Here is a 9309-nt window from a genome sequence, read left to right on the forward strand (position 1 = left end):
CTCGCTCCCACCTCTCTGATGATCGCTGGACTGCTCAGCGAATCTGATGCTTGTGCAACAACCGATAAAACGTCGGCCGAGACACGCCTAGCACGCGGGCCGCCACGCTCAGGTTATCGCTGTGGCGGTTGAGCACATCGCTCAGTGCCTGGCGCTCGGCGCGGGTCTTGTAGTCTTCCAGGGTACCCATAGGTGCAGCGACGCTCTGATGGCCGACGAGGCCAAGGTCGCGGGCCTCGATCTGTCGCCCTTCGGCCAGCACCAGGCCGCGACGGACGCGATTGGCCAACTCCCGCACATTGCCCGGCCAGTCATGCATGCCCATCGCCACCAGCGCGTCCTCGCTGAAACTACGCGGCCGACGACCGGTTTCGTGGCTATAAAAATGGGCAAAATGGCTGGCCAGCATCGACAGGTCGCCATGGCGCTCGCGCAGCGGCGCCATGAACACCTGCAAGACGTTCAAGCGGTAATACAGGTCCTCACGAAAACGCCGATGCTCGATGGCCGCCTCCAGATCGACATGCGTCGCCGCCAGTACCCGTACATCGACGGTAATCGGTTGACTGCCGCCTACACGCTCGATGTGCTTTTCCTGCAAAAAACGTAGCAGATTGGCCTGCAGTTCCAACGGTAGATCACCGACTTCGTCGAGAAACAACGTGCCGCCGTGAGCGGCCTCGATCCGTCCGATCTTGCGTTGATGGGCGCCGGTGAAAGCGCCCCTCTCGTGGCCGAACAGCTCGGATTGAATCAAGTGCTCGGGGATCGCGCCACAATTGATGGCAATGAACGGCTTGTTTCGCCGGTGCGATTGGCAATGCAGGGTGCGCGCGACCAACTCCTTGCCCGTGCCGCTTTCGCCACGAATCAATACCGGTGACTCAGCGGGGGCCAGCTTGCCCAATAATTTGCGCAGCTCGCGAATCGGCTTGCTGTCGCCAAGCAGCTCATGTTCGGGCTGATTGACGTGAACCGAACCGCGCCCTCGCAACCGCGCCATGCCAAACGCCCGGCCCAGTGTCACTTGAACGCGGGAAACATCGAACGGCAAGGTATGGAAGTCAAAAAACCATTCGCAGACAAAATCAGCGACGTTTTGCAGGCGCAGCACGTCCTGGCTGAGGACGGCGATCCACTCGGCGCGACTGCGGCGAATCAATTCCTTGACGGCTTCGGGGCGCTCCAAGTGGAAAGGCTGCAGACGCAACAGGCCAACGTCGCACGTCCTGTCGCTGGCCTGCTCCAGGGAACAGCTGTCGACGTCCCAACCGATCTGGCGCAGGCCAGGCAGCAGGCGATGGCAATCATCGCAAGGATCCACCACGAGAAGACGACGCAACGCACTGGCTTCCATCACGACTGATCCTTGGCGCCAAAATAAGGAAATATGATTAGAAACAGGCGTTTGGCGAACCTGCATGTAACAGTAGCAAGAACTTGACACTTGCTTGTATCGATTAGTTATCAGGACGTCATTGAATTGGTTATAAGCGAGCGTTTCGTTAGTTGACCTCTCCGGGAATCTTTCACCGGCCTTTCAAACAAAAGCCCAAATGCCTGGTCTGAAAGAAAATCGAAATTTATTCAGCGATTGTGTGACCTGCTCCCGGGTTCGGGACATCAGTACAAGTAACCAGCCGCACGGTACGCCCAACCGACGGCAGATCATTTGAATGGGCACTTTTGAGAGATAACGCCATGAACGCCCCGCTCCGTATCAACGAAGCTCTTTTGATTGCCGACCGCGCATTCCGTCCTTTCCAATGCGTGGCCTGGGCCCCACAAGACGGTAACGGCGAACTCAGCCTGACCGTCGTCGACCGCACCAACACCCATATCGGCCGTACCCAGATCCCCAGCAGCGCCTACACCGACCCGGCGCAACTTGCCGACCTGCTGAAGCAGGCCCGTGCCGAGTTGAGCCAGGAAGGCTACAAACTGCAGTCGTGGTCGATGCCGGAATAAACTTCCTGCTAGAAAGACCGAGGTCTTTCTAGACATAAAAAAACGGCGCTTTCCATGTCTGGATAAGCGCCGTTTTTTTTGTAAACGACATTAAGCGATGCAGCGGACTTCTTTTTTCACGCTTTGGAGGACGCGCAGAACCGCAGCACCAGAATGCCCGCAAGGGCGGCTAGAGTCGAACCGGCCAATACGCCAACCTTGACCTCATCAATCAGTAACTGCGCGCCGGGAAACGCCAGGTTGCCGATAAACAGACTCATCGTGAACCCTATCCCGCACAACAACGCCACGCCGTACACCTGCCGCCACGAACTATGGCTCGGCATTTGCGCCAGGCCTGTCTTGATCGCAACCAGCGCGAAGGTAAATACACCCAGCTGTTTGCCCAGCAACAATCCCGCAGCGACGCCCAAGGGCACCGGATCAAGCAGAGTGCTTAATGAAACACCCGCCAGGGAAACCCCAGCATTGGCAAAGCCGAAAACCGGCATGATGAGGAAAGCGACCCACGGCGACAACTTCTGTTCAAGTCTGAGGGAGGGAGAGTCCGCTTCAGCGGCGTCTTTGTTCAGCGGGATGCAAAAGGCAAGCGCCACGCCTGCCAGCGTTGCATGTACGCCTGATTTGAGAACCAGTACCCACAACACCACACCTAACGCCAGATAGGGCAGCAGTCTCGTTACTCCGGCCTTGTTCATGATCAGCAATACTGCAATGACCCCAGCGGAGGCCGCTAACATGGTCACGTCCAGGCCGCCGGTATAAAACACCGCAATGATAGCGACCGCGCCCAGGTCATCAAGAATGGCAAGCGCCGAGAGGAATATCTTCAGGGAAATCGGCACCCGATTGCCCAGCAACGAGAGCACCCCCAGCGCAAATGCGATGTCGGTTGCCGCTGGAATGGCCCAACCGGCCAGCGTTTCGGAGGAATTCCTGTTGATCCAGGCGTAAATGAGGGCGGGCACAATCATGCCCCCCAGCGCAGCGAAACCGGGCAGCGCCCTCTGGCTCCATTTGGCCAACTCGCCTATCTGCATCTCACGCTTGATTTCGAGGCCTACCAACAGGAAAAAGATCGCCATCAGCGCATCGTTGACCCAATGCTCCACGGACATCCCCAGAAAAGAGGCATGCAGCGCGCTGGTATAGGTAGTGAAGAGCGGGCTATTAGCTACGATCAGCGCGACGAGCGCCGAAAACATGAGCACGATGCCGCCCGAGGATTCCGATTGCATGAAGCGTTCCAGTGGCGTGGCCATTCGCGTATCACCGCCCTGAGTTGAGCTATTCCCCATTGTTTCCTCCCGTAATCCGATCAGCGTCGGATTCTACCCAATACTTGCACGGGCGGGGCAGTTGTCTTACAACCTGGTGAAAACAAAATTGGGCCAGGAAAAAATGCCCGAATGGTAGACAGCCCATCGGTCAAAAAGAACCCGCCCGATCAGGGCGCGGAGCTATCAACGCGGCAGGATATACCGCTCGATCGCCAGCGCCGCGCCGTCCTCGGTATTGGCGGCGGTGATCACGTCAGCCTGGCGCTTGATCGCCTCTTCCGCCTGCCCCATGGCAATCGACAGCCCCGCGCGATGGAACATCGCCGGGTCGTTGCCACCGTCCCCCATGGCGGCGGTCTGTTCCAGCGGCACGCCGAGGAATTGCGCCAGGGTCGACAGCGCTTCGCCTTTGTTCGCCTTCATCGCCGTCACGTCCAGGTAGATCGGTTGCGAACGCGACACCTGGGCCTGGCCCTTGAGCAGCGGATGCAAGCGAGCCTCCAGTTCGACCAGCAGAGCGGTATTGGCGCTGGTCGCAACGATTTTGTCGATGCGTTCAAGGTAAGGCTCGAAGCTTTCCACCTCCAAAGGCGGATAACCCAGGCCACGGGTTTCAACCGGTACCATGGGCCCGTGGGCATCGCGCACCAGCCACTCACCGTCGGCAAACACCCAGACCTCGATGCCCGGCTGATCGGCGTACAGGGCCAGGGTGCTCAACGCAGCTTCGGGCGGCAAGTAATGAACGGCGAGAAAACTACCGTCGGGGTGCACCAGCGTACCGCCGTTGAACGCCGCGGTGGGCAGGTCGACGCCCAGGGCTTCGATCTGCTGCAACATCGCCCGGGGCGGACGCCCGGTGGCGAGACTGAACAGCACGCCGGCCTCACGCAAGGAGCGGACGGCTTCGATGGTTCGCTGGTTGAGGCTGTGGTCAGGCAGCAACAAAGTGCCGTCCATGTCACTGAGCAGAAAGCGAATAGGACGTTTCAACTGATCAGTCATCCGAGGCCATGCCAGACGCGACCATCGCGAGTCAACAGATCGTGCGCCGCCACTGGGCCATCCTCGCCAGCCTGGTAAGGCTGAACGCTTGCATCCTCGCGCCAGGCATCAAGGAAGGGTTGCACCGCGCGCCAGCCGTTTTCAATGTTGTCGGCGCGCTGGAACAGCGTCTGATCGCCCGTCAGGCAATCATAGATCAGGGTCTCGTAACCCGTTGATGGCTGCATTTCAAAGAAGTCCTTGTAGGCAAAGCCCAACTCGATATTCGCCATGTCGAGTGCCGGCCCGGGCCGCTTGGCCAACAGGTCGAACCACATGCCTTCGTTGGGCTGAATCTGGATTCTCAGGTACGTAGGTTGCAGTTCGTCGACCTCGGTGTCACGAAACTGCGCGTACGGCGCCGGCTTGAAGCAGATGACGATTTCCGTGTCGCGCACGCTCATGCGCTTGCCGGTGCGCAAGTAGAACGGCACGCCTACCCAACGCCAGTTATCGATCATGACCTTGAGGGCAACGTAGGTTTCGGTGCTGCTGTCGGGCGCGACATTGGTTTCCTCGCGGTAACCGCTGACCAGGTTGCCGTTGATCGCTCCCGCCGTGTACTGGCCACGCACCGAATTGGCCCGAGCCTGCTCGACCGACCAGGGCCGGATTGCGCCCACCACCTTGGCCTTTTCGCCTCGCACCGCGTCGGCGCCGAACGCGGCCGGCGGCTCCATGGCAACCATTGCCAGCAACTGGAACAGGTGATTGGGCACCATGTCCCGCAGAGCCCCGGTATGTTCATAAAAGCTGCCACGGGTTTCCACGCCGACGGTCTCGGCGGCGGTGATCTGCACGTGGTCGATGTAATGATTGTTCCAGAACGCCTCGAACAGGCTGTTGGAGAAACGGCTGACGAGAATGTTCTGCACCGTTTCCTTGCCCAGGTAATGGTCGATCCGGTAGATCTGCTTTTCACTCATCACCTTGAGCAGGCAGGCGTTGAGCGCCTCGGCGGTTTGCAGGTCGGAGCCGAATGGCTTCTCGATCACCACACGCCGGAAAGCGTCATCCCCCTCTTGAAGCAGCCCGGCCGCGCCGAGGCGGCGGACCACTTCACTGAAAAAGCGTGGCGCGGTCGCCAGGTAGAAAACCGCGTTACCCGTGCCGCTGGCAGCGATTTTCGCCGCCAGCGCTGCGTAGGTACTGTCATCGAGAAAATCACCCTGGACGTAACTGATGCCTTGGGCCAGGTTGGCCCAAAGCGCCGGATCAAGTGCCTGGTCGGGGTCGCCGCCCTTGCTCGCCGCTTCGTTACGGATGAAATCCTCGAGTTTTTTTGCAAAATCCACGTCGCTGATAGCGTTGTGGTCGACACCAATGATCTGCAGGCCATCCCCCAACAGCCCGTCACGACTGAGGTGGTAAAGCGCCGGCATCAGCAAGCGCTTGACCAGGTCCCCATGCGCACCGAACAGGAACAGCGTGGTCGGTGGTGCCGGTTGTGCCTTGGATTTCCTGCCGATCGAGGTCATTTTTTCGGCGTCTCCACGTGGCCACCGAAGCCAAAGCGCATGGCCGAGAGCATCTTGTCGCCATAGGTGGCTTGCTGGCGCGAGCGGAAACGGGCGAACAGCGAACTGGACAGCACCGGCACCGGCACCGCTTGTTCGATCGCCGCTTCGATGGTCCAGCGCCCTTCCCCGCTGTCGGCGACTTCGCCGGAGAAGCCATCGAGCTTAGGATCGCTGGCCAGCGCATCCGCGGTCAGATCCAGCAGCCAGGACGAAACCACGCTGCCACGCCGCCAGACTTCGGCGATATCGGCCAGGTTGAGATCGAAACGCTGCTCCGGCGGCAGGCTTTCGCTGGATTTGGTCTTGAGGATGTCGAAGCCTTCGGCGAAGGCCTGCATCATTCCGTATTCGATGCCGTTGTGGATCATCTTGACGAAATGACCGGAACCGGCCGGGCCTGCATGGATGTAGCCACGTTCGGCGCGGTCGTCATCGGACTTGCGGTCACGGGTACGCGGGATGTCGCCCATACCCGGCGCCAGGCTTTCGAACAACGGGTCCAGGCGTCGCACGACTTCGGTGTCGCCGCCGATCATCATGCAATAGCCGCGCTCGAGCCCCCAGACGCCGCCGGAGGTACCGACGTCGATGTAGTTCAAGCCTTTTTCCGACAGCGCCTGGGCGCGCCGGATGTCGTCCTTGTAGTACGTGTTGCCGCCATCAATGATGACGTCCCCTGGCTCGAGCAGGTCGCCGAGCACGTTGATGGTGTCTTCGGTGGGTGCGCCGGCCGGCAGCATCACCCAGACAGCCCGAGGCTTCTCCAGGCCGGCGACCAGCGCCGGCAGGTCCGCGACGCCCGTCGCGCCTTCCTGGCTCAGGTTTTCGACAAAAGCGGCATTACGGTCATAGACGACGGTGGTGTGCCCATTGAGCATCAGGCGCCGCGCAATATTGCCGCCCATGCGGCCCAGTCCAATGATCCCGAGTTGCATGTGCTGATGCTCCCTACTACAAATAAAGGTGTGTCAAAGGTTTAGCTCAAGGTGACTTGTGGAGGTTAGTCCAGAGCATTGCCGCATAGTTTCCGGGTAAATCGCCCGATCACAAAGGATAACGTTCAAAAACCAGCCGAAGACACGCGGACCATGAAAAATAAAAAAGTTCCATCAACGGGCAAAAGTATTCAGAATTGGTGCCGATAAAGAATTGTCGCCAAGAAACTGACGACATCTCTCTAGTTGATGTAGCCATTTGCGAGGTGAGCAATGGGCCCTGTCGTTACCGCACGTCCTCCCCAAACCCTTTATGTGACCATTCGTCGCGACGAATTACGCCTGCTGAAGGAAGAGCGTGATCTGCTGCTTGATGAAGTGACGCAGTTGCGCATGCAGTTACAGCACGCCCAGCTCTCGCACCAGGGCCAGGCTTTGGCTCGCTGATCCTGCCCTCAGGGCAGGACACTTTAGCGACGCCGGGCAAACCGGTGTCACGCTGACAAAACAACGCACAACCTGTGGTGGGGAGCTTGTTCCTCACCACAAAATCGCTCCTGCTCCCCTGCTCCAGGTAGGATGCCATGGCCCATGAGCCGGCTACCGGTGCTGGTCGTTGGCGAATCGACCAACCGCCAGCGCATGAGCCTTTACGGCTACCAGGGAGCACAACGCCGGAACTGGACAAGATCCAGGATCAGCTCTCGGTCACAAGCAGGTACATCGTTTTTCTTGAGTGAACCGCGTTACGCATCTAGAGGGGCTTTATCCAGAACAGCATGCGCCCGTGCGCTGGGTCGAACATGCCGGCGGCAAAGCCGAACTTGGCATAACTGGCCTGGGCCACCGCGTTGCCTTCCAGCACTTCCAGGGTGATTTTGCAGCATCCGCGCTGACGGGCGATGTCTTCGACTTTCTGCAGCATCTTCTGGCTCAGACCCAGTCCACGAAACGCCGGCATCACGGCAACATCGTGGACATTCACCAAAGGCCGGCAAGCGAAGGTCGAGAAACCCTCGAAGCAATTGACCAGCCCCGCCGGCTCGCCGTTGACGAACGCCAACACACTGAAGGCATGGGCGCGCTTGGCCAGCTCTTCAGGCAGATGGGCCAGCACCTCGGCCGGCAGCGAGTGCCCACCACCCATCGGATCCTCGGCATAACCGTTGAGCACATGGCAGATCGCTTCGGCGTGGACCGGGTTGGTGTAGCTGGCTTGCAGTACAAGGATGTCCTTGGCTTCTTCCATGATCTTCCATCTCGTTTCGATAAGGCCGACGACTTGACGTCGACAGGGTCGGGTCAGGCGGGCTGACCAAAACGTTGCAGCTGCATTTCCTGAAGGCGACTGAGAGTACGGCGAAACGGGAATTGCAGATAGCCCTGCGTGTACAACTGGTCCATCGGCACCTGGGCCGACAGGTACAACGGCACTTTACGGTCATAACATTCGTCGACCAAAGCAATGAAACGCCGTACGCCGTCGTCATGAATCGACAGCTGCGGCAGCTCGCGATCACCGGCTTCGACCCGCTCGACCCCGTCTTCGGTGCCGCGGGCAATCCGTCCTTCGCGTTGTTCGGCGCTCAGGCAGGGTACGTCACTGAGAAGAATGGCCTTGAAACGATCGCACAGCGCCATGAAATCCAGCGCCGAGAACGGTTGCTCGCAAAGGTCAAGGTATCGGCACCACAGCACGGTATCGCTGGCCTGGACCGGAACGACCAGGCGATGGCCGACCTCAAGCGCCTGATTGCAGGATTTCTGCCCCACGCTCAACTGAGCGAAAACCCCCGCCAACGGATCAGGCTGGGCCGGCTCACGCAGCCAATAACGCTGCTGCAAGGCGCCCGGGTGCTGGCGATGATCCTGCCAGCCATTCACCGGCACGATCTGCATGTACTGTTTGATGGCGGTTATGGTCGGCAGGAAGCGCTCACGGTTGTGACCGCTGGCGTACAGCTCGTCCGGCGGCAGGTTGGACGTGCTGACCACCACCATGCCCAGCTCGAACATCACTTGGAACAGGCGGCCGAGGATGATCGCATCGCCGATGTCGGTCACGAACAACTCGTCGAAGCACAACACCCGCACCTCTCGGCTCAGCTCCCGAGCCAGGGCCTGCAACGGGTCTGGCGTGCCGGTGAGCTGGAACGAGCGCTGGTGCACCCAGGCCATGAAATGATGGAAATGCTGGCGACGGGCCGGAACCTCGAGGCTTTCATAAAAGCGATCCATGAGCCACGTCTTGCCCCGCCCGACCGGTCCCCAGAGGTAAACACCCTTGATTGCCTTGCAACCTTCGTGCAGCGCCTGGTGGCACTGCTCCAATGCCATGATTGCCAGCTCCTGGGCTTCGTCCTGGACGAAGCCGTGGTGTTCGATGGCATGCTGCCAGGCGCTCAAGGGAGAAGTGAAAGTCATGCGACCCGGGTCCGGAGGGGGAAGGTCTGGAGTATGCCATGCAGCGGGATCCGATAAGTAATTCATGATTCACTATAAATCCCGTGGCGAGGGAGCTTGCTCCCGCTCGGTTGCGCAGCGACCGCAAAAGCTTGGGGC

Annotated in this window: 9 protein-coding genes; 2 read left to right on the plus strand and 7 right to left on the minus strand. The window is 59.6% G+C overall.

Annotated elements, in window-relative coordinates; genetic code table 11:
- Positions 1–34: 34 nt before the first annotated feature.
- Positions 35–1360, minus strand: coding sequence for a sigma-54 dependent transcriptional regulator (locus ACE04F_RS16105; protein WP_486108190.1), 1326 nt, complete (start codon positions 1358–1360; stop codon positions 35–37).
- 341 nt (positions 1361–1701) lie between these two features.
- Here ACE04F_RS16105 and ACE04F_RS16110 point away from each other — a divergent pair, with 341 nt between their 5' ends.
- Positions 1702–1968 carry a hypothetical protein gene (locus tag ACE04F_RS16110; protein WP_486108192.1) on the plus strand — a complete coding sequence of 89 codons (267 nt, stop codon included), beginning with the start codon at positions 1702–1704 and terminating at the stop codon, positions 1966–1968.
- A gap of 116 nt (positions 1969–2084) precedes the next feature.
- Here ACE04F_RS16110 and nhaA read toward each other — a convergent pair whose 3' ends face one another.
- From nhaA to gnd, 4 genes are all read right to left on the minus strand, one after another.
- Positions 2085–3230, minus strand: a complete 1146-nt coding sequence (gene nhaA, locus ACE04F_RS16115; protein WP_486108194.1) for a Na+/H+ antiporter NhaA — start codon at positions 3228–3230, stop codon at positions 2085–2087.
- Between the two features lie 201 nt (positions 3231–3431).
- Positions 3432–4253: an HAD family hydrolase gene (locus tag ACE04F_RS16120; RefSeq protein ID WP_486108196.1), complete on the minus strand. Its 822-nt coding sequence runs from the start codon at positions 4251–4253 to the stop codon at positions 3432–3434.
- On the minus strand, positions 4250–5770 hold the full coding sequence (gene zwf, locus ACE04F_RS16125; RefSeq protein WP_486108198.1) for a glucose-6-phosphate dehydrogenase: 1521 nt from the start codon (positions 5768–5770) through the stop codon (positions 4250–4252). The genes ACE04F_RS16120 and zwf overlap by 4 nt, the downstream gene beginning before the upstream one ends.
- On the minus strand, positions 5767–6771 hold the full coding sequence (gene gnd, locus ACE04F_RS16130; RefSeq protein ID WP_486108300.1) for a phosphogluconate dehydrogenase (NAD(+)-dependent, decarboxylating): 1005 nt from the start codon (positions 6769–6771) through the stop codon (positions 5767–5769). Before gnd ends, zwf begins: the two co-directional genes overlap by 4 nt.
- A gap of 249 nt (positions 6772–7020) precedes the next feature.
- Here gnd and ACE04F_RS16135 point away from each other — a divergent pair, with 249 nt between their 5' ends.
- A complete protein-coding gene (locus ACE04F_RS16135; RefSeq protein ID WP_305500661.1) occupies positions 7021–7194 on the plus strand; it encodes a DUF6026 family protein in 174 nt (57 codons plus the stop codon).
- Positions 7195–7501: 307 nt separating this feature from the next.
- Here ACE04F_RS16135 and ACE04F_RS16140 read toward each other — a convergent pair whose 3' ends face one another.
- Entirely contained in the window at positions 7502–7996 is a 495-nt protein-coding gene (locus tag ACE04F_RS16140) for a GNAT family N-acetyltransferase (RefSeq protein ID WP_486108201.1), read from the minus strand.
- A gap of 53 nt (positions 7997–8049) precedes the next feature.
- Positions 8050–9171 (minus strand): cell division protein ZapE, encoded by a 1122-nt coding sequence (gene zapE / locus ACE04F_RS16145; RefSeq protein ID WP_486108203.1) that lies wholly within the window; start codon positions 9169–9171, stop codon positions 8050–8052.
- Between the last annotated feature and the right edge of the window lie 138 nt (positions 9172–9309).

This window comes from Pseudomonas sp. AGC41 (genome assembly GCF_057334555.1).